The organism is Saccharopolyspora sp. NPDC050389 (genome assembly GCF_040655595.1).
Lineage (GTDB): Bacteria > Actinomycetota > Actinomycetes > Mycobacteriales > Pseudonocardiaceae > Saccharopolyspora.
Window position 1 is genome coordinate 46,552 of record NZ_JBFAKG010000019.1, and the last position, 24,008, is coordinate 70,559.

Annotated in this window: 22 protein-coding genes; 14 read left to right on the plus strand and 8 right to left on the minus strand. The window is 70.1% G+C overall.

From position 1 onward, the window contains the following. Positions 1–108: 108 nt before the first annotated feature. Entirely contained in the window at positions 109–603 is a 495-nt protein-coding gene (locus tag AB0I53_RS14990; RefSeq protein WP_358602063.1) for an Lrp/AsnC family transcriptional regulator, read from the minus strand. Between the two features lie 49 nt (positions 604–652). Then, positions 653–1,681: an iron-siderophore ABC transporter substrate-binding protein gene (locus AB0I53_RS14995; protein ID WP_358602065.1), complete on the minus strand. Its 1,029-nt coding sequence runs from the start codon at positions 1,679–1,681 to the stop codon at positions 653–655. 204 nt (positions 1,682–1,885) lie between these two features. Here AB0I53_RS14995 and AB0I53_RS15000 point away from each other — a divergent pair, with 204 nt between their 5' ends. From AB0I53_RS15000 to AB0I53_RS15025, 6 genes are all read left to right on the plus strand, one after another. Continuing rightward, entirely contained in the window at positions 1,886–2,104 is a 219-nt protein-coding gene (locus AB0I53_RS15000) for a hypothetical protein (RefSeq protein WP_358602068.1), read from the plus strand. A gap of 79 nt (positions 2,105–2,183) precedes the next feature. Then, positions 2,184–2,951, plus strand: a complete 768-nt coding sequence (locus tag AB0I53_RS15005; RefSeq protein ID WP_358602071.1) for an EI24 domain-containing protein — start codon at positions 2,184–2,186, stop codon at positions 2,949–2,951. Between the two features lie 110 nt (positions 2,952–3,061). After that, complete coding sequence (locus tag AB0I53_RS15010; RefSeq protein ID WP_358602277.1) at positions 3,062–4,381, plus strand: M20 family metallopeptidase; 1,320 nt, start codon at positions 3,062–3,064, stop codon at positions 4,379–4,381. A gap of 119 nt (positions 4,382–4,500) precedes the next feature. Continuing rightward, complete coding sequence (locus AB0I53_RS15015; RefSeq protein ID WP_358602074.1) at positions 4,501–5,478, plus strand: LacI family DNA-binding transcriptional regulator; 978 nt, start codon at positions 4,501–4,503, stop codon at positions 5,476–5,478. A gap of 49 nt (positions 5,479–5,527) precedes the next feature. Continuing rightward, the gene (locus AB0I53_RS15020) at positions 5,528–6,235 is read left to right on the plus strand and encodes a M50 family metallopeptidase (RefSeq protein ID WP_358602077.1); all 708 of its coding nucleotides are present in this window, start codon (positions 5,528–5,530) and stop codon (positions 6,233–6,235) included. Between the two features lie 246 nt (positions 6,236–6,481). Then, entirely contained in the window at positions 6,482–7,384 is a 903-nt protein-coding gene (locus tag AB0I53_RS15025; protein ID WP_358602080.1) for an oxidoreductase, read from the plus strand. A 3-nt stretch (positions 7,385–7,387) separates the two neighbouring features. On the opposite strand, the gene AB0I53_RS15030 is transcribed toward AB0I53_RS15025, so the two are convergent. Continuing rightward, a complete protein-coding gene (locus AB0I53_RS15030; protein WP_358602083.1) occupies positions 7,388–8,341 on the minus strand; it encodes a helix-turn-helix domain-containing protein in 954 nt (317 codons plus the stop codon). A gap of 71 nt (positions 8,342–8,412) precedes the next feature. Between AB0I53_RS15030 and AB0I53_RS15035 the strand changes: the two genes are divergently transcribed. The 3 genes from AB0I53_RS15035 (at position 8,413) to AB0I53_RS15045 (ending at position 12,269) form a co-directional block, all read left to right on the plus strand. Continuing rightward, a complete protein-coding gene (locus tag AB0I53_RS15035; RefSeq protein ID WP_358602086.1) occupies positions 8,413–9,105 on the plus strand; it encodes a DJ-1/PfpI family protein in 693 nt (230 codons plus the stop codon). Between the two features lie 108 nt (positions 9,106–9,213). Beyond that, the gene (locus AB0I53_RS15040) at positions 9,214–10,023 is read left to right on the plus strand and encodes an SAM-dependent methyltransferase (protein WP_358602280.1); all 810 of its coding nucleotides are present in this window, start codon (positions 9,214–9,216) and stop codon (positions 10,021–10,023) included. An 89-nt stretch (positions 10,024–10,112) separates the two neighbouring features. Then, positions 10,113–12,269, plus strand: coding sequence for an EAL domain-containing protein (locus AB0I53_RS15045; RefSeq protein WP_358602089.1), 2,157 nt, complete (start codon positions 10,113–10,115; stop codon positions 12,267–12,269). Between the two features lie 199 nt (positions 12,270–12,468). On the opposite strand, the gene AB0I53_RS15050 is transcribed toward AB0I53_RS15045, so the two are convergent. After that, positions 12,469–13,914: a hypothetical protein gene (locus AB0I53_RS15050; RefSeq protein ID WP_358602092.1), complete on the minus strand. Its 1,446-nt coding sequence runs from the start codon at positions 13,912–13,914 to the stop codon at positions 12,469–12,471. A gap of 143 nt (positions 13,915–14,057) precedes the next feature. Between AB0I53_RS15050 and AB0I53_RS15055 the strand changes: the two genes are divergently transcribed. The 3 genes from AB0I53_RS15055 (at position 14,058) to AB0I53_RS15065 (ending at position 17,930) form a co-directional block, all read left to right on the plus strand. After that, positions 14,058–14,693, plus strand: coding sequence for a DUF305 domain-containing protein (locus AB0I53_RS15055; protein ID WP_358602095.1), 636 nt, complete (start codon positions 14,058–14,060; stop codon positions 14,691–14,693). A 166-nt stretch (positions 14,694–14,859) separates the two neighbouring features. Next, positions 14,860–17,025 (plus strand): WD40 repeat domain-containing serine/threonine protein kinase, encoded by a 2,166-nt coding sequence (locus AB0I53_RS15060; RefSeq protein ID WP_358602098.1) that lies wholly within the window; start codon positions 14,860–14,862, stop codon positions 17,023–17,025. A gap of 65 nt (positions 17,026–17,090) precedes the next feature. Then, the gene (locus AB0I53_RS15065) at positions 17,091–17,930 is read left to right on the plus strand and encodes a maleylpyruvate isomerase family mycothiol-dependent enzyme (RefSeq protein WP_358602101.1); all 840 of its coding nucleotides are present in this window, start codon (positions 17,091–17,093) and stop codon (positions 17,928–17,930) included. A 157-nt stretch (positions 17,931–18,087) separates the two neighbouring features. On the opposite strand, the gene AB0I53_RS15070 is transcribed toward AB0I53_RS15065, so the two are convergent. Further along, positions 18,088–19,290, minus strand: a complete 1,203-nt coding sequence (locus AB0I53_RS15070; protein WP_358602104.1) for a cytochrome P450 — start codon at positions 19,288–19,290, stop codon at positions 18,088–18,090. Between the two features lie 200 nt (positions 19,291–19,490). On the opposite strand from AB0I53_RS15070, the gene AB0I53_RS15075 reads away from it, so the two are divergent. Beyond that, positions 19,491–19,676 carry a hypothetical protein gene (locus AB0I53_RS15075; protein ID WP_358602106.1) on the plus strand — a complete coding sequence of 62 codons (186 nt, stop codon included), beginning with the start codon at positions 19,491–19,493 and terminating at the stop codon, positions 19,674–19,676. Between the two features lie 406 nt (positions 19,677–20,082). Then, the gene (locus AB0I53_RS15080) at positions 20,083–20,979 is read left to right on the plus strand and encodes a phosphotransferase (protein ID WP_358602109.1); all 897 of its coding nucleotides are present in this window, start codon (positions 20,083–20,085) and stop codon (positions 20,977–20,979) included. A 212-nt stretch (positions 20,980–21,191) separates the two neighbouring features. Here the strand turns inward: AB0I53_RS15080 and AB0I53_RS15085 are convergent, their stop codons facing one another. From AB0I53_RS15085 to meaB, 3 genes are all read right to left on the minus strand, one after another. Next, positions 21,192–22,391: a cytochrome P450 gene (locus AB0I53_RS15085; protein WP_358602112.1), complete on the minus strand. Its 1,200-nt coding sequence runs from the start codon at positions 22,389–22,391 to the stop codon at positions 21,192–21,194. Between the two features lie 154 nt (positions 22,392–22,545). Further along, positions 22,546–22,902 (minus strand): GntR family transcriptional regulator, encoded by a 357-nt coding sequence (locus AB0I53_RS15090; RefSeq protein WP_358602115.1) that lies wholly within the window; start codon positions 22,900–22,902, stop codon positions 22,546–22,548. Between the two features lie 118 nt (positions 22,903–23,020). Beyond that, positions 23,021–24,007, minus strand: coding sequence for a methylmalonyl Co-A mutase-associated GTPase MeaB (gene meaB / locus AB0I53_RS15095; RefSeq protein ID WP_358602118.1), 987 nt, complete (start codon positions 24,005–24,007; stop codon positions 23,021–23,023). Between the last annotated feature and the right edge of the window lies 1 nt (position 24,008).

A 24,008-nucleotide genomic window follows, 5' to 3' on the forward strand; every position in this document is an offset into this window, starting at 1 on the left:
GCGCTCTTTCAAAAAAACCCACCAAAAACCCCTGTTTCGCGCGGGGGGGTCCCGCGGGGGGGCGTTTTTTTTTTTGGGTTTCAAATCAAAACAAAAACCCCCCCCCCCCTACCGGGTGCCCCAGGCGTAGGTCTGCTTGCGGAGCTTGAGGTAGACGAAGGTCTCGGTGCCGGTGACAGCTTCCAGGCTGCGGATTCGGCGGTTGATCACCTCCAGCAGCTGGTCGTCGTCCCGGCACACCACCTCGACGAGCAGGTCGAACGAGCCCGCCGTGATCACGACGTACTCGATCTCCGGCAGCTCCGCGAGCCGGTCGGCGACCTCCTGCACGTCGCCGGACACGGTGACGCCGATCATCGCCTGCCGCAGGAAGCCGAGCTGCAGCGGATCGGTCACCGCGACGATCTGCACCAGCCCCGAGTCCAGCAGCCGCTGGACGCGCTGGCGCACCGCAGCCTCGGACAGGCCGACGGCCTTGCCGATCGCGGCGTAGGACCGCCGGCCGTCCTGCTGCAGCTGCTCGATGATCCGCTTGGACAACTCGTCCACGTGGACGGGCGATTTCGCGTCCGGCGAGTCTTGCTCGTGGGGCTTGCGTGTCACAGCGACGTATCGTTGCCGTCGCGCGAGCCTGGTGCAAACCCGGGGTCCGTCAGCTCAGCGCGTCGACGAGCTTCGGCGCCAGCCGCTCCAGGGCGAACGGGATGCTGGAGACGGTGGCCGAGCCGAGCGCCATGGTCAGGTCGTAGTCGTCCAGCAGCACCAGGGATCCGCGCTTGGCCGCAGGCAGGTTGTTGAGCAGCGGGTCCTTGCGGACCGCGTCCACGTCGGCGGCCTTGGCGGTCGTCACGATCACGACGTCCGCGTCCAGCAGCGCCACCTGCTCCTTGCTGACCTTGACGTTGAACTTGCCGCCGCTGTCGAGGTTCTCGATGGCCGGCGACAGCCGCAGTCCGAGCTGCTCCAGCAGCGCGGTGCGGGCGTCCTGCTTGGTGTAGGCGGCGTAGGTGCCAGCCGAGTCCGTGCGAACCGTCACGTGCGTCTTGCCCTCGAACAGCGGGTTCGCCTGGCGGGTCTGGTCGATGCGCGCCTGGGTGTCGGCGAGCAGCTTGGCGACCTCGGCCTGCTTGCCCAGCGCCTGGCCGATGGTCTCGGCCTGCACCCGCCAGTTCACCCCGTAGTCGATGGAGTTCGGCGGCTGCGCCACCACCGGGTTGAAGGTGATGAGCCGGTTGTACTGCTCCTGCGTCAGGGCGCTCTGCAGCGCGATCATGACGTCCGGGCCGAGCGCGATGACGCCTTCCACGTCGACCTCGCTGCCGAACACCTTGGGGCGCTGGCCGCCCAGGAGCGGCTCCGCCCACGGGCCGACGCCGCTTTCCCACGGCCCCCACTTGGTCAGCCCGGCCGGGATCACGCCCAGCGGCAGCAGCACGTCGTGGTCGGTGATGCCCAGGGTGACGATGCGCTGCGGCGCGGCCTTGAGCTCCGCCGCGCCGTACCGGTTCGGGATGCTCGTCGGGAAGCCGGGTCCGGCCTGGGCGTTGCCCGTCGCGTCCGGTCCGCCGGAGCCGCCGCAGGCCGTCAGCCCGGCAGCCAGTCCGGCCGCGAGCACGCCGGTCGTGCCGATCAGGAAGCCCCGACGGCCGAACCGGGCACCAGCTGCTGGGGGAGGGGTCATCACCGAAGTCCTTCGTCGTCCGGTTCGGGCGACCGCCCGAAGTTCTGTCAAGAAAGGCTAACCTAAGTTGACCTCTACCGGGCGGGCAACCACGGATCGCGGCCCGGTGAGACGGATCACCGGGCGCGCCTCGCGGGGTATGGTGAACGCGGAGAGATCGCACGTGCACCATGCGTGAACAGCCGCGGGGATGCTGGAGGCGCGATGAGTGACGATGATGTTTTCGGCCGTCGTTGGGAGCTCGCCGAGGACGAGCTGCTGAGGATGCTCTGGCGCAGCCACGCCGGGGAGAATCCGGACGTCCTGCTGCTGGAGCTCCACGCGAACCACCAGGAAGACCGCCGCAAACCCGGGCCGTTCGGCGGGCGGACGCCCCGGTCGGTGCCGCATCCGCGGCGCAATCGGCATCGCGTGGCGCGCTGATCCGCGGTTTCCCGTCCGGTGGCCGAGGCGCGGCCGATACGGTGGGCGTTGATCGCCACCGCACGGGAGACCAATCCTGATGAGTTCGTTCCTCTCCGGTATCCGCACGCTCGGCACCGGTTTCGGCATCATCCTGCGCAATCCGAAGCTGCTGCTCCTCGGCGCGATACCGGCGCTGATCAGCGCCTTGCTGCTGCTGGGCGGCCTCGGCACGCTGATCTACTTCAGCCCCGACCTCGTCAGCTGGATGACGCCGTTCGCCGACGGCTGGGGCGATGCCGCCCGCCAGGCGCTGCGCATCCTGGTGGGCGTGGCGCTGGTCGGTGCCGGCGGGCTGCTGGCGTCGGTGTCGTTCATCGCCGTCACGCTGCTCATCGGCGGACCGTTCTACGAGCACATCGCCGAGCAGGCGGAGCAGAAGCTCGGGCTGGACACCTCCGACGACGGCGCCGGTTTCGCGCGCCAGCTCGGCCGCGGCGTGCGGGATTCGCTGAAGCTGGTGGGCGTGGCGCTGGTCGGCGCGCTCTTGCTGTTCGGCATCGGCTTCATCCCGGTGGTCGGGCAGATCGCGGCGCTGGTGCTGGGCGCGTTCTTCGGGGCGTGGCTGGTGACCCTGGAGATGGTCGGCCTGGTGTTCCAGCGGCGCGGCCTGACCTTCCGCGACCGGCGCCGGGCCCTGCGGCAGCACCGGGCCGTCGTGTTCGGCTTCGGGCTGCCGACCTACCTGCTGTGCCTGATCCCGATCGCGCAGCTCCTGGTGATCCCGTCGGCCGTCGTCGGCGGCACGCTCCTGGCGCACCGGGTGCTCGGGCCGGTTCCCCGGCAGGATGGCGTTGCGCGGCGGTGATTCGCGGCGCAACTGGCATACATAAGTCGGGGATCCCGGACCGAGGGGGCGTCTGAGGTTCCGCTACCCGCACCGCCACGCAAGACGCGTTTGAACACAGGTTTTAGAGTCTGGGTGTGACACAGCCTACGCAGCCCGATGACTCCTACCTCCGCGCCGTTTCCGCTGCTACCGAGCGGGCGGTGGCCGCGGCCGAGCCGATCCGCTCCGAGTTCGCGGGCGTCGGCGAGGCGGTGCGCTCCGACGTCGAGCGGTGGGTGGACGGCAACGCCGAGGATCTCGTTGCGCTGAGCCGGGATCTGCACGCGCATCCGGAGGAGGCGTTCGCGGAGCACCGGTCCGTCGCCCAGGTCGCCGAGTTGCTGCGGCGCCACGGGCACGACGCGGAGGTGGGCGTCGGCGGGTTGGACACCGCGTTGCGCGTCGAGGCCGGCGGCGACGGCCCGCACGTCGCGGTGCTGGCGGAGTACGACGCGCTGCCGGGCATCGGGCACGGCTGCGGGCACAACATCATCTGCTCGGCGGCCGTCGGCGGGTTCCTCGCCGCCGCAACCGCGGTGGCGGAGACCGGCGGCCGGGTGAGCCTGTTCGGCACGCCGGCCGAAGAGGGCGGCGGCGGCAAGGAACACCTCGCCAGGGCCGGGCTTTTCGACGACGTCGACGCGGTCGTGATGCTGCACCCGTTCTCCCACGACATCGCCGCGCACCCGTTCCTCGGGCGGCGCCAGGTGGAGGTGGTGTTCCACGGCGTCGCCGCGCACGCCGCCGCGCAGCCGTTCATGGGCCGCAACGCGCTCGACGCGGTCGTGGCGGCGTACCAGGGCGTCGCGGCGATGCGGCAGCACATGCCGTCGACGGACCGGGTGCACGGGATCATCACCGACGGCGGCAAGCGGCCCAACGTCGTGCCCGACCGCGCCGCCGCGGTGTTCTACGTGCGTTCCGCCGAGCCGGGCTCGTTGCAGGACCTCGCCGCCCGGATCGAAGCGATCGCGCACGGCGCGGCATCGATGACGGGCTGCGGCGTCGAGCTGAACTGGGACAACAACCCGGCCTACCTGCCCATCCGGCACAACGACGCGTTGGCGGCCCGCTGGGCGCAGCACCAGGCCCGCCGGGGCCGGACGTCGCTGCCGCGCGGCGTCGTCCCGGAGTACCTCACCGGCTCGACGGATCTCGGCAACATCAGCTACCGGCTCCCGGCGATCCACCCGATGATCGGCCTCGGCGACCCGAACCTAGCTCTGCACACCGAGGAATTCGCCGCCGCCGCGGCGACCCCGGCGGGCGACCGCGCGGTCCTCGACGGCGCGATCGGCCTGGCTCTGACCACAGTGGACTACCTGGCCGACGCCGATCTCCGGCAGGCCGTCCAGGCCGAGTTCCAGGCCGCGGGCGGAGCCTTGGACGTCGCCACCTACTTCGCCTGACCGATCGGTGGAATCGGTTTCCGTAAACCGTCGGATCTGAGCCTGAAAAATCGGATTTTCGTCGATAAATCAGGGCGAAATCGATTACAATCCCGGCGGCACAAAACGGAGGAGGTGGCGTGGGCGTCACGATCCACGACGTGGCGGCGCGGGCCGGCGTGTCGGTCGCGACCGCGTCACGTGCCCTGTCCGGGCAGCGCGGCGTGCGGGCGGAGAACCGGGAGAAGGTCCTCGCGGCGGCCCGCGAGCTCGACTACGAGCCGAACGTCGTCGCCGCGTCACTGCGCAGCCGCACCACGCACACCATAGGCATGGTCGTGCCGCGCATCGGCAACCCCTTCTTCGCCACGCTCGTCGAATCCGTGGAGAAGCAGCTGCAGGACGGGCAGCGCAGCCTGTTGCTCGCGAACTCGCACTACGAGCCGGAAATCGAACAACGCCAGGTCCGCGCGCTGCTCGATCGCCGGGTCGACGCGCTGATCATGATCCCGTGCCACCGCGAACGCAGCGGCGACGTGCTGGCCGCTGCCGCCGCGCGGGTTCCCGTCATCCAGCTCGACCTGCGGGTGGACGGCTTCGCGGGCAGCTGGGTCGGGGTCGACAACGCGGCCGGGATGAGCCAGGTCGTGCGGCACCTGCTCGGGCTCGGCGCGACGCGCCTGGTGTTCGTCGGCTCGCGGCCCACCGACTCGTCGGCGCAGGCCCGGCTGGACGGTTTCCGCCGCGCCGCGGGCGACGGCGCCGACGTGCTGCTCGGCGACTTCAGCAAGGAATGGGGCCAGGAGGCCGGGAAGCGCCTGCTGGCGCAGGGATCGCTGCCGGACGGCATCGTGTGCGGCAACGACACGATCGCCCTGGGCGTGCTGAGCGAGCTGGCGCGGCGGGGCGTGCGGGTGCCGGAGGACGTCCGCGTCACAGGCTTCGACGACATCCCGTACGCCGAACTGGCCCAGCCCGCGCTGACCACGGTGCGGCAGCCGCAGGAGCAGATCGCCGCGGAAGCGGTCCGGGCGCTGGGCGCGCGCCTGGCCGGCGACGAGGCCGCGCCACGGAGCATCGCCATCGCCCCGGAGCTGGTCGTCCGCGCCTCCGGTTGAGCGGCGGCTACGCTGGGCCGCGGTCTGTCGCCGACCTTGGGTGTCTACTGTGGACGATTTAGTGCGGGAATGGACCGCGCAACTGCTGGATTCGGGCAACATCGCCGCGCTGGTCGCGGGCGTGCTCTCGCTGCTGCTGGTGCTCAGCCGCAACACCTGGTTGCTGCTGCGCAACGTGGTGACGATCGCCCACGAGGGCGGGCACGCGGTGATCGCGCTGCTCAGCGGGCGCAAGCTGAACGGCATCCGGCTGCACTCCGACACCTCGGGGCTGACCGTGTCGACGGGGAAGCCGACCGGGCCGGGCATGGTGTTCACGCTGCTGGCCGGCTATCCGGCGGTGTCGCTGCTCGGGCTCGGCGGCGCGTGGCTGGTCACCGTCGACCTCGCGCACGTGATGCTGTGGGCGTGCATCGCGCTGCTCGCCGCGATGCTGCTCGCCATCCGCAACGCCTACGGAGTGCTGTCGATCGTGCTCACCGGCGGCGTGATCTTCGCGGTGTCCTGGTTCGCGACGCCGGCCTGGCAGGCGCTGTGCTGCGCGCTGTTCAGCTGGTTCCTGCTCTTCGGCGGCCTGCGGCCGATCGCCGAGCTGCGCCGCAAGCGCTCCGGCGGCCGCGCCCCGAACTCCGACGCCGACCAGCTCGCCCGGCTCACCGGGCTGCCCGCCGGGATCTGGCTGGCGGTCTGGTTCCTCGTCGGGCTGGCCGCCCTCCTGATCGGCGCGACCTGGCTGCTCCTGATGCCGCAGGTGTGAATTCTGACCTCGAACTCGTTTTGCTTAGCGGTGCGGGTGGCGGAACCTCAGAGGTCTTCTCGCTGTGGGATCCCCGACATCATGAATGACCAATTCACTACGTCGGGGCTGTCCTCGCGAGAAGACCTCTGAGAACCCGCGGCGGTGCGGGTTGCGTAGGTGGGCTAAGCGGCTGCGCCGCGTCAAAGACAAGGGTGTGAGCAACGGCTTGTTGCCGCGGCCGCGGTTTTCTAGCAGCATCGCGGCGTGACGAGTGCTTCGACCTCCCTGGGTGGCAAGTTCCCGCTGGCCGCGGACCTGACCGTGAGCCGGCTCGGTTTCGGTGCGATGCAGCTGGCCGGGCCCGGCGTGTTCGGCCCGCCGGCCGATCGCGACCAGGCGATCCGGGTGCTGCGCCGCGCCGTGGAGCTGGGCATCGACCACATCGACACCAGCGACTTCTACGGCCCGTGGGTGGTCAACGAGCTGATCGCCGAGGCGCTGCGGCCCTACGGCGATGAGCTGGTGCTGGCCACCAAGATCGGCGCCTACCGCGACCACGAGGCGGCGTGGCTGCCGCTGAACCACCCCGACGCGCTGCGCGCGCAGGTGCACGACAACCTGCGCCGCCTGCGGCTCGACGCGCTGGACCTGGTCTACCTGCGGCACACCGTCGACCGGGGCATCGCGCTGGCCGACCAGCTCGGTGCGCTGGCCGAGCTCCGCGAGCAGGGCCTGGTGCGCGCCATCGGACTGTCCAATGTGTCCGCTGCGCAGTTCGAGGAGGCGCGGCGGCACACCGAGATCGCGTCCGTGCAGAACCTCTACAACGTGGTGAACCGGACCTCGGCCGACCTGGTCGAGCAGACCGCGGCGGCCGGTGTCGCGTTCGTCCCGTTCTTCCCGCTGGGCTCCGGTTTCGCGGACAGCCGTGCCCGCGAGGACGACGTGCTGCGCGCGGTCGCCGAGCGCCGCGGTGCGACCCAGGCCCAGGTGTCCCTGGCCTGGCTGCTGCAGCGCTCGCCGAACATCCTGCTGATCCCGGGCACTTCTTCGCTCGGCCACCTCGACGAGAACACCGCGGCCGCGGGCGTGGCGCTCACCGCCGAGGACATCGCCGAACTGGACACCCTGGTCGCCGACGGCGAAACCCTCGAAGAGGCGCACTGACGCTCACCGGAGCTGCTTGCGCCGGAACTCCGTGCGGTACGCGATCGGGCTGTTGCCGACGCGCTCGCCGAAGTGGCGGCGCAGCACCGCGGCCGAACCGAAGCCGGCGTGGTCGGCGATCACCTCGACCGGCAGGTCGGTGGTTTCGAGGAGTTCCTGCGCCCGGTGCACCCGCGCCAGCACCAGCCAGCGCAGCGGCGTCGTCCCGGTCTGGGCGCGGAACCGGCGGTTCAGCGTGCGGACGCTCACCCTCGCCCGCATCGCGATCTCGTCCAGCGCGAGGTCGCGGTGCAGGTTGTCGCGCATCCAGTCCATCGTGGGCTGCAGGCTGCCGCCGGGCCGCTCGTACTCGATGAACTGCGCCTGACCGCCGTCCCGGTACGGCGGCATCACGATCCGCCGGGCCGCGCGGGCGGCCAGCGCCGCGCCGTGATCCCGGCGGATCAGGTGCAGGCACAGGTCGACCCCGGCGCACACCCCGGCCGAGGTGAGCACCTGCCCGTTGTCGATGAACAGCACCGACGGATCGACCCGCACCCGCGGAAAGTTCTCGGCGAGCTGCGCGGCGGCGTCCCAGTGCGTCGTCGCCCGCGCTCCGTCCAGCAATCCGGCGGCGGCGAGCACGAACGCGCCCGTGCAGATCGACGCGATGCGCACGCCCCGGGCCGCGGCGCCGGTCAGCAGGTCCAGCACCTCCGGTGCCGGCGGCTGCCGGAAACTCCGCAGCCCCGGCACGACGATCGTGTCCGCTCCGGCGAGATCGGCGAGGGTGAACGGCGCGGAAAGCCGGAAGTTGCCGGTGCCCACGGCGGTGACGAGAACGTCCTCGGCCGCGCATACTCGCACCTCGTAGGGGCTTTCCTCGCCGGGCGACCAGGCCGACGCGAAGATCTGGCACACGGTGGTCAGGTCGAAGCCGACCACACCGTCCACGGCCAGCACACCGACAACGTGCATGACCAGAATCTAGCGGAAAGCGGCATTCCCGCTGCTGGTCCCGGGCGGCGGTCAAGATCAGGATCAACGGCATGGATCGACGATCTCTGTTCCGCGCCGGCACGGCCGTGGCCGTGGCCGGCGTCGCGATGGCAACTCCCGCACACGCCCAGCAGCGCGACCGGCTGCGCGTGCACGTGCTCGTGTTCGACGGCGCCGACGACCTGGACTTCGTCGCGCCGAACGAGGTCTTCCAGCACGCCGCGCACCAAGGCGCGCGCATCGAGTCGAAGTTCGTCACCGGCGGCGAGCCCGGCACCATCTCCTCCGCCTTCGGCACCAAGGTCGTGGCCGCCGGCTGGTCGCCGCGCGACGCCGACCTGATCGTGGTGGCGGGTGGCGGCTACGGCAAGCCCGCCGATCAGCCCGGGGTGCCCGCCGAGATCCGGCGCGGCCACCTCCCGGCCATCCTGCGCGACGCGCGGCGCCCCGGCCTGACGCTGGCCGCCGTGTGCACCGGCGCGATGCTGCTGTCGGCGGCCGGGATCACCAAGGACCGGCCGTGCACCACGCACCACCGGGCCATCGCCGACCTGGAGGCGCAGGGCGGCCGGATCACGCGTGGCCGCGTCGTCGACGACGGCGACCTGGTGACCGCCGGCGGCATCACCTCCGGGCTCGACCTGGCGCTTTGGTTGGTGCAGCGGCACTTCGGCGCCGATGCGGCGCTGGGCGTGGAGACCAACATGGAGTACGAGCGACGCGGCACGGCCTGGCACCGGTAGGCCGTCTCGATCGATACGGATAGTCGCGGCATGGTCACGCCCGTCAAGCCGTTCGGTGTCACCCAGTAGTCTGGCCGACACGCAACGGTGCGAGAAGTGAGGCGAACCGTGACCGAACAGGCGACGTGGGTACCCCAGGAAGTCGACGAGGAGGTCCCGAGCGCGGCGCGGCTCTACGACTACCTGCTAGGCGGCGCGCACAACTTCGCCGCCGACCGCGCGTTGGCGGAGAAGTTCCTGTCCGCGCTGCCCAGCGCCCGCGACGTGGCCCGGCTCAACCGGGCCTTCCTGCGGCGCGCCGTGGTCTTCATGGCGCAGCACGGCGTGCGGCAGTTCCTCGACGTCGGCTCCGGCATCCCGACCGTGGGCAACGTGCACGAGATCGCCCAGGCCACCGACCCGCACGCGCGCGTGGTGTACGTGGACTACGAGTCGGTCGCCGTCGCGCACAGCCAGCTGCTGCTGGAGGGCAACGACAACGCCACCATCATCCAGGCCGACCTGGTCGACCCGGGCGCGATCCTGGAGCACCCGGAGACCCGGCGGCTGCTCGACTTCGACGAGCCCATCGGCCTGATCATGGCCGGGGTGTTCCACTTCGTGTCGCACGAGCTGGACGCCCCGGCGATCATCGCCCGCTACCGGGACGCGCTGGCGACCGGCAGCTACCTGGCGCTGTCGCACTTCACCGCCGACATCAGCCCGGACGAGATGGCCGGTGTGATGGAAGTCATGCGGCGCAGCTCGGACCCGATCCACACCCGCACGCACGCCGAGATCACCGAACTGTTCACCGGATTCGAGCTGGTCGAGCCGGGTGTCGTCGGCACCGCGCTGTGGCGGCCGGACCGGCCCGAACGGGCCGCCGACGAGCCCGGCGGCGCGCAGATCTACGCGGGGGTGGGACGCCGGCTATGACAGGTCACGGGGGGCGTGGCGCTGATATCCGATGATGCTAGGAAGGTGTGTGACCAGGGCGGTTCGCCGAACGTTGACGGACGGGTGAGATGAGCGAGGGAACTCCGGACGCCCCGCGGGGGATGCCGGAAGTGCTGGACCCGCAGCGGTACGACGCCGGCTGGCGGGCCGCGGTGGCGCGCCGCTGGGCGGCGCAGCTCAGCACGGCGTCCTACATCCCGCTGGCCCGCGAGACCGTCGAGCAGACGCTGCAGGAACTCGTCGACCGCGTCATCCGCGCCCTGGACGATCCGTCCGAAGTGGACGAGGTGGGGCGCGCCGTCGGCAGCAGGCTGGTGGAGATGCACGCCACCGGCGAGGACAGTCTGCCGCTGAGCCTGAACCTGCTCCGCGACGAGCTGGTCCAGCTGCCCGGCAACGACGCGGTGCGCCGGATCCTCGGGCTGGTCACCGCGGTCGCGGCCGGCTACGCCGCCGCCGACCGGGAGAGCACCTTCGTCCAGCAGGAGACGCTGAAGAAGGCGTTGCTGCGCTCGAAGCTGAAGGCCGACCGGGAGCTCGCGGCCAGCGAGGCGAGGTTCGGCGAGGTGTTCACGACGACGCCGATCGGGGTCGCGATCTGCGACCTCGAAGGAAAGTTCGTCCAGGTGAACCAGGCGTTCGAGGGCACCCTGGGCTACCAGGCGCACGACCTGGCGGCGATGACGATCCACGACCTGTTCCACCCCGATGACGCCGAATACCTGGCGGCCGCCTACCGCGAGCTCGCCGAGGGCGGCAGCTCGAAGCGGCTCGGCGACCGCAAGCGCCTGCAGCACGCCACCGGCGAGGAGGCGTGGGTCTACCTGGCGGTATCGGTGCTGCGGGGCTCCGACGGCGCGCCGCGGCACTTCGTCACGATGGTCGAGGACATCACCGAGCTGCACCTGCTGCAGGACCGCTTCCAGTACCAGGCCCTGCACGACGCGCTGACCGGGCTGCCGAACCGGCAGTTCTTCCACACCCGGCTGGAGGCGGCGCTGGCGAACCTGCCGCGCGACTCCTGGCTGGCGCTCTACCACCTGGGCCTGGACGGCTTCGAGCTGATCAACGACGGCCTCGGCTACGAGGTCGGCGACCGGGTGATCAAGGCGGTGGCCCGGCGGCTGGAGCAGCTGGTCGAGAACGAGGAGGCGATCGTCGCCCGGTTCGGCGGCACCGAGTTCGCGATCCTGCTCTGGCAGCAGGAGAAGACACCGCCGGTGGCAACGTTGACCCAGCGGATCAACGACCTGCTCGCCGAGCCGGTCTACGTCGGCGACCACGGCATCGCGGCGTCGGCCGGGATCGGCGTGGTGGAGCGGACGGCGGCCGACGCCGACGCGGCGAACATGCTGTGGGCCGCCGACGTCGCGCTGCGCCGGGCGGAGGCCGCCGGCAAGCGGCAGTGGGCGCTGTTCGATCCGGACAAGGCGCCGGAGGAGCGGATCGAGTCGAAGCTGGCCGCGGTGATGCCCGGCGGCCTGGAGCTGGGCGAGTTCGAGGTCCTCTACCGGCCGCTGGCCCGCATGGACGACGGTGCGCTGGTCGCGCTGGAGGCCGAACTCCGTTGGGAGACCGGCGAATACGGCACTCTGGAGCACGGTGAGTGCCAGCGCCTCGCGGAACGCTCCGGCGTCACCCTGTCGTTGCGGGACTGGATGCTGGCAACCGCGTGGCGGCAGCTGTGCGAATGGCACACGGCCGGGCACCGCGTGCAGCTGAAGCTGTCGCTGAGCCCGAACCAGGGCCAGGACCCGGATCTGGCGGCGGTGATCCACCGGGTGCTGGACTCCTGCGAGATCGACGCGACCTGGATGCGGCTGTGCATGCCGATGGCCGCGATCAGCGGCGACCACGAGGAAGCCCGGGACAACGTCCGCTACCTCAACAGCCGCGGCATCAAGACGTCGCTGCACAGCTTCCACGGCTCCGCGGACGAACTGCGCCTGCTGCGCGACCTGCCGGTCGACTCGGTGCGCCTGGCGGACGAGCTCGTCGACCTCGTGCACGCGGCGGAGGCCGCGGACGTGCCGGAGGTGCAGGCGATCCGCGGCCTGGTGCCGCTGGTCGACGCCTGCGGAGCCCGCCTGTGGGTCGGCCGGATCGACACGGCGGAGCAGGCGGCCACCTGGCGCGAGATGGGCTGCGAGGTCGGAGCGGGAGCCCACTTCGGAGACCCGCTGTTCGCCTTCGACGTCCCCGAATTCCTCGACGCGAAGGACTAGCCCGGACGCCGAGCCGGGTGGCGGCGCAATTTCACGAGAAATTGACCGTCACCCGGGTGAACGCCAATTTCTCGTGAAATTGCGCTTCTCCCACGGCGCGAGGTGGTCCTGGTTGCGCAAGGTGATCGACGGCATTACCCGAACGCGGCACGGCCCCCGCCGGGTGTTCCGGCGGGGGCCGTGTCATGTCGCTACCAGCTCAGCTCTGGAACACGGGCTGGGTTTGCGGGTTGAACTCCTCGAAGCGGACCTTCTTCGCCGGGTCCGTCCGCTCGTCCTTGATGTCCAGCACGTCCAGGCCTTCCTGGATGCCGCTGGAGTAGATGTAGCCGTTGTAGTAGTACGCCGACCAGGAACCCGCCGTCCGCAGCTTCGCCGGGTCGAACGCGCTGCGGTCGAAGAAGCCGATCTCCTCCGGCTTCGCCGAGTCGGTGAAGTCCCACACCGACACGCCGCCCTGGTACCAGGCCTGCACCATGATGTCGCGGCCGTCGACCGGGATCAGCGAACCGTTGTGCGCCACGCAGTTCTCGGTGTCGGCCTGGTGGCGCGGGATCTTGAAGTAGTTGCGGAACTCCAGCTTCGAGTCCGCGCCGGAGCCGACGATGTCGTAGACGCCGTTGGCGCCGCGGGTCGGGCCGGTCGCCTCGTTGCAGGTGGCCGCGCCGCCGCCGCCGAGCTCGTCGGTGAAGACGACCTTGGTGCCCTCGTTGTTGAACGTCGCCGAGTGCCAGAACGCGAAGTTCTCCTCGTCCCGGACCTGGTTGATCACCCGCGGCTGCTCCCGGTCGGAGATGTCCAGCAGCACGCCGTCACCCATGCAGGCGCCGGCGGCGAGGTCCTTCTCCGGGAACGCGGTGATGTCGTGGCAACCGGTGGTCGCGCTGGTGTCCGGCGTGCCCGGGTTACCGCCGTCCGGGAACAGCACGGGCGCGTCCACGATCACCGGCTCGGCCGGATTGTCCAGCGGCACCTTGATGATGGAGATCTTGTCGTGCGGCGGCTGGCACTTCGGGAACTCCGCCCGCGGGCCGTACGACGAGACGTAGAGGTACACCGCCTCGCCGGCCTTGTCCGGCACCAGGGTGTGGGTGTGCGAGCCGCAGTCGGTGGCGATCGCCGACACGTAGCGCGGCTTGGCCGGGTCGCTGATGTCGAAGACCTTCATGCCCTCCCAGCCGTTGGGATCTTGGACGTCGGTCTTCTCGCTGGTGCACGTGTTGTTCGTGCGCGGGTAGTCGGTGGAGACGAACAGCAGGTCACCCGAGACGGAGACGTCGCCCTGACCGCCGGGGCAGAGGACCTGCGTGACGATCTCCGGCTTCTTCGGGTTCTTGATGTCGTAGACGACGAAACCGTCGTAGTTGCCGACGAACGCGAAGTCCTGCTTGAAAGCGATGTCGGTGCCGAAGGCTTCGAGCGTGTTGAACGGCGCCTGCTTCGGCAGGTTCGTGACGTGCTCGATGTTCTCGCTCTTGCTGACGTCGCCGGCCGGTGCGGCGACGGTCTGCGCGGAGAGTTCCTCGGGGCCGTTGTTCGGCGGCGTCGCCGCGGATGCCGGGGCGAGCGCTAAGCCGAGAGTCAACACTCCGACCGCGGCGCCCAGCACGCGCAACCTTCCCCTGGGGCTCGGTTTCAAGACCATCCACTCCCATGCTCGTCGCTGCCCTGAGTTCGGGCAGTCGAAATGGGCGGTACCGAGTACCGCTTGAGATCAGTATTGTTATGTCCGGATCGTGGCCCTATCAGCCATCTGGCCGCATTTGCCTGCAACATAAGGAGGATTCGATGCGCCGGTTCACAGCCGCGTTACTTCTGGCGGTTGGCGCGCTGGCCGGTTGCGCGACCGAGCAGGCGTCGCCACCGGTGGTGCTACCGGGCGCACCGGGCGACGAACCGCAGGTGGTGGCGAGCGCGGCGCCGGAGCGGAGCACGCCGGTCGACGTCGAGGCGGACTACGTGCGCATGATGATCGCGCACCACCAGCAGGCGGTGGAAATGACGGCGCTGTCCCCGGAACGCGTGCAGAATCCCAAGGTTCGCGCGCTGTCGGAGCGCATCGGCGGCGCGCAGGGGCCGGAAATCGGCTCGATGCAGGGCTGGCTGGCCACCCGCGGCCTGGACGAGCAGACCGGCCACAGTGGACACGGGAGCCACGGTGAGCACAGTGGACAGGATCACGCGAGCATGCCGGGCATGGCGACGCCGGAGCAGCTGGAGCAGCTGAAGAACTCCCGAGGCGCGGATTTCGACCGGCTGTTTCTCCAGCTGATGATCGCCCACCACGAAGGCGCCCTGACGATGGCCACGGACGTCCTGGCCAACGGCTTGGACGAGCAGGTCCACGCCATGGCCCAGGACGTCCTGGTGACCCAGCAGGACGAGATCAACACCATGCGCAGCCTGCAGTCCGAAGTGGGCTGACCGCCGCCGAGGGCGCGATGCGAGGTTCCGCTTCACGCCGAGAGGCCTTCCTGACTAGGATTCATGCTCTGGATCCGTGCGATCCCCAAGAGGGGATCATGGCGGCCGACGTGACGTCCGGCGGTGTTCTGGGAGCCGATCCGGCACTGGGTGGAACGGGGTTGCCATGAGGCCGTTAGGTCCGTCGGGCCCGCGCGAGGTCGGGCAGTACCGGATGCTCGCGGAGCTCGGCCGGGGCGGCATGGGTCGGGTGCTGCTGGGAAGCGGCCCGGACGGCCGGCTGGTCGCGCTGAAGCTGGTGCACGAGCAGTTCGCCGAGGACGACGGGTTCCGGGAGCGGTTCCGCCGCGAGGTGGAGGCATCTCGCGCGGTGTCCGGCGCGTACACCGCCGCGGTCATCGATGCCGACCCGGACGCGCCCACACCGTGGCTGGCATCGGTTTTCGTGCCCGGTCCCTCGCTGCACGAGACGGCCGCGGCCATCGGTGCGCTGCCGGAGGATTCGGTGCTGCGCCTGGCCGCCGGGCTGACCACCGCGCTGGTCCAGATCCACCGGGCAGGGCTGGTGCACCGAGACCTGAAGCCGTCCAACGTGCTGTTAGCCGAGGACGGTCCCCGGGTCATCGACTTCGGCATCGTCCGGGCCGTCAACGGCGACCAGGCCGGCGACCTGACCCGGGCCGGCTGGCTGGTCGGCTCGCCCGAGTACATGTCCCCCGAGCAGGCCAAGGGCGAGCCGGTGACCTCGGCCAGCGACGTGTTCTCCCTCGGCTCGGTCGTCGTCGCGGCCTGCACTGGTACCAGCCCGTTCACCGACTCGGCGACCCTGCAAACCCTGAACAACGTCGTGCAGGTCGACCCGGACCTCTCCGGGGTTCCCGGCGCGGTCCGGCGCATCGCCGAGCCGTGCCTGGCCAAGGACCCCGCCGAGCGGCCGACCCCGGTCGAGCTGCTGGAATCGATCGGCCAGATCGCGCCGTCCGCGCGGCCGTGGCCCGCCGGGGTGCACCGGCTGATCGCGCAGCGGAACGCCGACATCGCCCGGCTCCTCGACGCGTCGCAGGTACCGACGGCGATCACCGGCACGCCGACGGTGGTGTCCACCCGGGTGGACACCGGCCCGGTTGACGCGACCCGCGAGGCCACCGCCGAGGAAACCACCCCGCCCACGCGCACCGAACCGACGGCCGACCGGCCCGACGGGAGTGCCCGGCGGCGCTTGCTGGGACTCGGCGTCGCCGCCGTCGCGCTGGCGCTGGTCGGCGTCCTGATCTGGGCGCTGCAGCCGCCACCGCAGGTCTCCACGCCGCCGCCGCAAGTTCCCCAGATCGGTTCGATGGCCGCTGCCGTCCCGGCCCGGCGTCTGTTGTTCAGCCCGGACGGCCGCACCCTGGCGACCGTCCACCAGGACAGCACCGTGCAGCTGTGGAATGTTGCCGAACAGCGGCAGGTCGGCCAGATCATCGGCCCGCTCGACGGTCTGAACGACCTCGTGTTCAGTCCGGACAGCCGCACCCTGATCGCCGCGATCTACGCCGACTCCAACGGTTCGGTGCGCCAGTGGGACGTGGCCAGCGGTGCCCAGGTCGGCCAACACCCCATCGTCGGGGTCGGCGAACTGGCCGAGCGATCCGAGTGGATGGTGTTCAGCCCGGATGCCCGCTACCTGGCCGTCAGCTACGACGAGGACGTCGCGGAAGCGGACGACGTGGAAGAGAACGTCGTGCGGCTGTTGGACGTGGCCAGTGGTCAGCGGATCGGCGACCTCAACGTCCGGAACGAGGGGTACAGCGCTCCTGGGATCACCTTCAGCCCGGACGGCCGCACCGTCGCGATCAGCGTGAAGTGGTCCGACAAGTCCGGGTCCGAGAACGACGTCAGCGCCGTGATCCTGTGGGACTTGGCCAGCCGCCAGCAGATCGGCGACCCGATCAGCCTGCCCCGGGCGGAGAGCCTCAGCACCGCCGCGTTCGGCCCCGACGGCCGCGTCCTGGTGACCGTGGGCACGGCCGACGCGACCACGTCCGACGACGAGACCGACAGTGCGTCCACCGAGACCAGCTGGCTGCGGTTGTGGGACCTGTCCAGCCGCAACCAGATCCGCCAGCCCAGCACCATTCCCGACGGCTCCTGGCAAGTGCCCAACGCGGACGGAAGTGTGCTCGCCATCGTGGACAACAGCACCGTGCGGCTGTGGAACGTGCCCGGCAATGAGCAGATCGGCTCCTCGATCGACCGCATCGCCACCATGTCGTTCAGCCCGGACGGCCGCACCCTGGCAACCGCGGGCGAGGACGGCGTCGTGCGGCTGTGGAGCGTCCCCGGCAGCTGACCTGGGCCTCGGGTGGGAACAAATTCGATGGCAGCGGTGCGCGGGTGATGAGAGCATCCCCTGGCATGACGATCTTCGGGCCCGTGCTGGACGTTCGCCCCCTGTTCGGCCAGGAGCGGCAGGAGCTGCTCGCGCTGCTCCGATCGCTGAGCGCCGAGGACTGGTCGAGGGAAACGGTGTGCCCGGGTTGGGACGTGCACGACGTGGTCGGGCACGTCCTGAACGACTACCTGCGGCGGATTTCGGGGAGCCGGGACGGTTTCGCCGGGGCGACCTTCGCCAACGACGAGACCCTGCCCGGCTATTTGGCCCGCACCAACGACGAATTCGTCCGAGCCGCGCGGCAGTTCAGCCCCGAGCTGATGATCGAGCTGCTGGCGCACCTCGGCCCGGAGCTGGATCGGCTCTGGGGGACCTTCGACCTCACCGCCCCGGCCGCGTTGGACGTGTCCTGGGCCGGCCCCGGTCCGAGCCCGGCCTGGTTGGACATCGCTCGCGACTACACCGAATTCTGGGTGCACCAGCAGCAGATCCGGGACGCGGTGGGGCAGCCGGGCGCCGATCGGCCCGAACTGGTGCATCCAGTGCTGGACACGTTCTTGCGTGCACTGCCCCATGCGCTGCGTGAAGTCACCCGCCCGCACGGGACCGCGGTCCGTGTCGTCGTCACCGGCCCGCCAGGTGGCACCTGGCGGGCGGTGTCCGACGAAGGCCGCTGGCGAATGGTCGGTGACGAGGCGGACCCCGTCGGTGAACCAGCAGCGACGATCACCATGCGCCCGGACGACCTCTGGCGGCTCGCCACCCGGGGAATCACCGTCACCGAAGCCCGCCGACGAGTAGCCGCGCAAGGTGACCCCGCCCTGATCGACGCGGCGACGGCCCTGCTCGCGGTAGTCGCCTGAAAGTTGCCTCTCCACCTCGAAGAACTCAGTGCTGCTCGGCGAGGGGAGACCGATCCGGGTGTAGGCACGGCTATGTGCGCATGATGATCGCCCGCCACGGGGTGCCCTGGTGCAGGACGTCCTGGTCACCCCGCGGGCCGGGGTGGGCCGAGCGGGCTCACCACTCGACCCGGAGCTGGTGCAGGCCCCGGACGAGACCGCCGGTCTTCCAGGACAGTTCGGCGTCGGTCAGGCGCAGTTGCGGGAAGCGTCGGGCGAGTTCGCCGAGCCCGATCTCCAGCTCGATCCTGGCCATCTGCGCGCCGAGGCAGCGGTGGATGCCGTTGCCGAAGGCCAGGTGGCGGTTGGGCAGGCGGGCGGGATCGAAATCGTCGGGAGTGTCGAACACCGCGGCATCGCGGTTCGCCGAGCTCAGCGAGACAAGCACGGTGTCACCCTCGGCGATGGTCACCCCGCCCAGCTCGACCGTCGCGGTGGCGACCCTGGGGAAGGCCACCTCGTAGCTGAACAGCGGGAGGTAGCGCAGCAGCTCGTCCACCGCGGGCCCCATGAGCTCGGGGTGCTCGATCAGCCGGCGCCACTGGTCGGGGTGGTCGGTGAGCAGCATGGCCACCGAGTTCGCCAGCTGGTTCTTGGTGGTCTCGTGCCCGCCGATCAGCAGTGTGAATCCGAGCGTCACGAGTTCGTCCTCGGTGAGCCGGTCGTCCTCGTCGCGCGCCGCGATGAGCAGGCTGAGCAGGTCGTCGGTGGGGGTGCGGCGCTTGTCGGCGACGAGTCCGGCGATGTAGCCGCCCATCCGCGCATACCCCGCCTGGACCTCCTCGGGCGGCAACCCGGTCACGGTGAGGATGCGCTCGGTCCAGTCCTGGAAGTCGTCCCGGTCCTGGTGGGGCACGCCGAGCATCTCGCAGATGATCTCGATGGGCAGCGAGGCGGTGAAGTGCTCGATCAGGTCGACCGGGGGTGTCAGCTCGGCGAGCCGGTCCAGCAGCCGGTCGGTCACTTCCTGCACGCGCGGCCGGAGCTGTTCGATCTGCCGGGAGGTGAACACCTTCGCGACCAGCTTGCGCAGCCGGGTGTGCTCCGGTGGGTCGGTGGCGAGGATCTGCTCCGGCGGCAGCTCGAAGTTGCCCACTCGGGGGATGCCCGGGTCGATGGCGCGGGCCAGGCTGAACCGCGTGTCGAGCAGCACGGCGTTGACCTCGGCGTAGCGGGTGACGAGCCAGACCGGCCGACCGGACAACAGGACCCTGGTGATCGGCTGCTCGTCGCTCAGCCGGACCAATCGTTCGTGGTGGTCGCTGCTGCCGTCCGCGGTGGTGAACGGGAAAACCGGGAGTTCGCTCTCGGTCGCGCGCACAACGCCTCCTGGGGAGGGATCTGACCGGCCCGGTCGCGCGCGGACATGGTGGAGCCGTCCGGGGAGGAACCGTTCCGGCGGAACCTTGCCGGTGGCTGAACTCTGGGGACCTCGGTGGTTTCCGCTCGGTGCAGCACCCACCACCGGCAGGCTATCGCGCTGCTGAGCTGTCGTCGATCAATTTAGAATGGCCAGAATCGTTGCCCGACAGGACGAACCTGTCCCCGCGGCGAAGGCTTCTTCCGCGGGAGCGGCTGAACCGGATGCAGGCGGGCGGCTACCAGATCCGCCAGCCCAGCACGGTTCCCATCGGTGACTGGCAAGTGCCCAACCAGGGCGAGGAGTCGGGCGACGCTGTGCGGGCGCGGTACACCCGCCCGGAGTAGTGGCGGCCCGCTGACTCCGGCTTCTCTGAACTTTGGGGCCGTTCCCTCCCAAAACCTCTGATCTATAGAGGCTGTTTCCAAACTCGATCTGCGTGGCGGTGCGGGTGGCGGAACCTCAGGCGCCTTCTCGCTGTGGGATCCCCGACATCATGAATGCCAATTCACCACGTCGGGGCTGTCCTCGCGAGAAGACACCTGAGAACCCGCGGCGGTGCAGGTTGCATAGGTGGGCTAAGCGGCTGCGCCGCTTCAAAGACAAAGCCCCGCGTTACCACATCCGCACGTCACCACATCCAAAACAGCCTCTATAGCTCTCTGAAACCGAATTGGTGACGGCAGCGGGAACAGCGAGATGTTCCGGAGGGCGAGAGCCGCTCCGCCTGCCGCCTCAGTACTGTGATTTCGTATGACCGACACCGAGATCGAGATCACCGCAGACCTGGTCCGCGACCTGCTGCAGGAGCAACATCCAGACCTTGCAGGGCTGGCCATCCGTGAGGTGGCGGGCGGCTGGGGCAACCAAATGTGGCGTCTCGGGGACGAGTTGGCCGTGCGAGTGCAGCACATGGACCCCACCCCGGAGCTCCAGCTCAAGGAGCGGCGATGGCTACCTGTGCTGGCCCCGCTCCTGCCGCTCCCGGTGCCGACCCCGGTGCGGTTCGGCGAACCGTCCGAGCGCTTCCCCAAGCACTGGACCGTGATGACGTGGGTTCCCGGCGAGCCGCTTGACCACGGCTCGATCAGCCGCGGCGCCCACGCGGCCGACACTCTGGCGGGTTTCCTCCAGGCGCTCCATGTGGAGGCGCCCGCCGAGGCGCCGATCGCTACGGACCGCGGTGCCCATCCCAGGAACTGCACGGACGGCTTCGAGAACTTCTTCCAGGCCGTTACCCCCGACGACATCGCTGCCGACGTCCGGGCCGTCTGGGACGACGCCGTTGCGGCCCAGGCGTGGGAGGGCCCGCCGGTGTGGGTGCACGGCGACCTCCATCCCGCGAACGTCGTCGTCTCGGACGGAACGCTCTCGGGCATCGTCGACTTCGGTGACATGTTCGCCGGCGATCCAGCGTGGGACCTCGCCGCCGCATGGGTGCTGCTACCCGCGGGCACGGCCTCACGGTTCTTCGACATGTACGCGCATGCGGACGAGGCGGCGATCCGGCGCGCCCGCGGGCTGGCCGCTATGAAGAGCCTCTTCCTAATGCTCATGGGGCAGAACGGAGATCGGGGTCTTCCCGGCGGCAAGCCTCACTGGGGACCTGCAGGTCGGGCGGCACTTGATCGTGTTCTGAAGGGTGTTTGATGCACGCTTCGTCGAACCTGTTGTCGATCTTGCTTGAGGGCCACGCGGCAGCCCACCTTCGCGGGATCATCAGGTCCCTCCCCTTCACCTGCGGACAGCTCACAGATCAACCGTGCGGGTGGCCTGACGTGGCAGCTGACCTGTCCTGGCGATCAACACCATGCGCGCTGCAGGCCGAGGTGGGCTGACCGGCGCGCTCCCCGGCGTACCGGTCACCAGGTGACCGGCAGCGCGTGGAGGCTTCGGATGAACGCGCCGGTCTTCCACGCGACTTCGCCGGTCGCGAGGCGGAGGTTCGGGAAGCGCTGCAGCAGGCCGGTGAGGCCGATCTCCAGCTCGATCTTGGCCAGTTGCGCGCCGAGGCAGCGGTGGACGCCGCTGCCGAAGGCGAGGTGGCAGTTGTCGTCGCGTTCCAGGTCTAAGGAGTCCGGGGCGTCGAACACGGCTGCGTCGCGGTTGGCAGAGGTCAGCGCCACCAGCACGGTGTCCCCTTCGCCGATGGTCGCGCCGCTGAGCTCGACGGCTGCGGTGGCCACCCGCGGGAAGATCACGCTGAAGCCGAACAGTGGCACGTAGCGCAGCAGCTCGTCGACGGCGGAAGGCACCAGTTCGGGGTGCTCGACGAGGCGTCGCCACTGGTCGGGGTGCTCGTCGAGCAGCGCCAGCACCGAATTGGCCAGCTGGTTCTTGGTGGTCTCGTACCCGGAGGTGAGCAGCGTGAGTCCGAAGAGGACGAGTTCGTACTCGTTGAGCCGGTCGCCCTCGTCGCGGGCCGCGATCAGCAAGCTGAGCAGGTCGTCGGTCGGGCGGGCGCGCTTCTCGGCGACGAGCGCGGCGATGTATTCGCACAGGCGCACCCACGCCGCCTGGACCTCGTCACCGGAGCGGCCGGTCACGGACAGGATGAATTCGGTCGCTTCCTGGAAGTCAGCGCGGTCGGATTCGGGCACGCCGAGCATCTCGCAGATGATCTCGATCGGCAGCGCCGCGGCGAAGTGCTCGATCAGGTCGATTGGTGGTGGCGCTTCCGGCAGCCGGTCGAGCAGCCGGTCGACCACCTCCTGCACGCGGGGCCGCAGCCGCTCCACGCCTCGCGCGGTGAACACCTTCGCCACCAGCTTGCGCAACCGGGTGTGCTGCGGCGGGTCGGTGGTGATCAGCAGCCCCGGTGGCATCTCCAGGATGCCGAGCCGCGGGATGTCCGGTTCGATGGCCCGGGCCAGGCTGAACCGCGGGTCCTGCAGCACCGCCTGCACGTCGGCGTACGTGGTGACCAGCCACACCGGCTGGCCGGACAGCAGCACGCGCGAGATCGGCTGCTCGTCGCGCAACCTGAGGATGCGTTCGACATCCCCGCTGCCGTTCGCGGTAGTGAACGGGAAAGTCGGAAGTTCGCTCGCGGCTGCACGCACAGCGCCCCTCCCTCCGGAGCCTAAGAATCACTTTTGGACAGACGAAATCCCGAAAACTCCGGCATTTCTTGCCGTCTCGCGTTCGTCGGCACGCTAGCACGCGACCGAGCGCCTGCGAGGCGGAACGAAAAGATCACGCAGCGGGAAGAAGTGATCACGCCTTGAGCGCCGCTTTCACGATCGCCAACGCTTCATCCCCGGAGATGCCCAGGGCGTGGGTGATCCGGGCGTAAGTCGCCGCCGCTTCCGCTGCTCGGGCCGCCGCCTGGTTGCCCGCGTCCGAGACGAAAGTGCCTGCGCGGCCTCGGGTTTCGAGCAGGCCCGCCTGTTCCAGTTCCCGGTAGGCCTTCGCCGCCGTGTTCGCCGCGATGCCCAGCTCCGCCGCCAGGGCGCGGACCGTCGGCAGCTTGGTGCCCACCGGGAGTTCGCCGCTGTTGATCTGCTCCGCGATCGCCGACCGCACTTGCTCGAAGGGCGCGACGCCCGAGGCGTTGTCAACGCTGATCCGCATGGCTCACCGGTTCCGGGTCGAGGTTGGGTACCGCCAGTATCGGCCCCGGTCAGATGCGGATCGCGGCGGGATCAGGCTCGCTGGTACGGCGTGGAAGGCGCCTGCCGCCAGATTGCGTTCAGGGCTTCCGGAAGGCGTCGAGCAGCTGTTCCGCCGCCAGGCTCGCGGTGAGTTCTCCCGCTCGCACCTGGGTTTCCACGTCGCCGACGATCGCGCGGACCGCCGGGTGGTGGGTGAGTTCCGACATCAGCTGGTCGCGCACCAGGGCCCAGGTCCACTCGACCTGCTGGCGGCTGCGCTTTTCGGCCAGCTCGCCGGCCTCGGCCAGCGCCGCCCGGTGCTGCTCGATCTGCTCCCACACCGTGTCCAGCCCCAGCTCCTGCAGGCCGCTGCAGGTCAGCACCGGCGGCGTCCACGCGGCGCTGACCGGGGTGAGCAGGCGCAGCGCGCCGCGGAGTTCGCGAGCCGCCTTGCGGGCTTCGGCCGCGTGGTCGCCGTCGGCCTTGTTGACCGCGATGACGTCCGCCAGCTCCAGCACGCCCTTCTTGATGCCCTGCAGCTGGTCGCCGGTGCGGGCCAGGGTGAGCAGCAGGAAGCAGTCCACCATGCCCGCCACGGTCACCTCGGACTGGCCGACGCCGACGGTTTCCACCAGCACGACGTCGAATCCGGCCGCCTCCATCAGCACGATCGTCTCGCGCGTCGCGCGCGCGACGCCGCCGAGCGTGCCCGCCGACGGCGACGGCCGCACGAACGCCGCCGGGTCGCTGGCCAGCCGGCCCATCCGCGTCTTGTCGCCGAGGATGCTGCCGCCGCTGCGGGTCGACGACGGGTCGACCGCGAGCACCGCGACGCGATGCCCCGCCGCCGTCAGCGTCGAGCCCAGCGACTCGATGAACGTCGACTTGCCCACCCCGGGCACGCCGGTGATGCCGACCCGGTGCGCGCCGCCGCTGTGCGGCAGCAGCTCGATGAGCAGTTCCTGGGCCAGCGCTCGGTGGTCCTTGCGGGTGGATTCGACCAGCGTGATCGCCTGCGCCAGCTTGGTGCGGGAACCGGCGAGCACGCCCTTGGCGTAGTCCTGGACGTCGATCTGTCGCGGCATG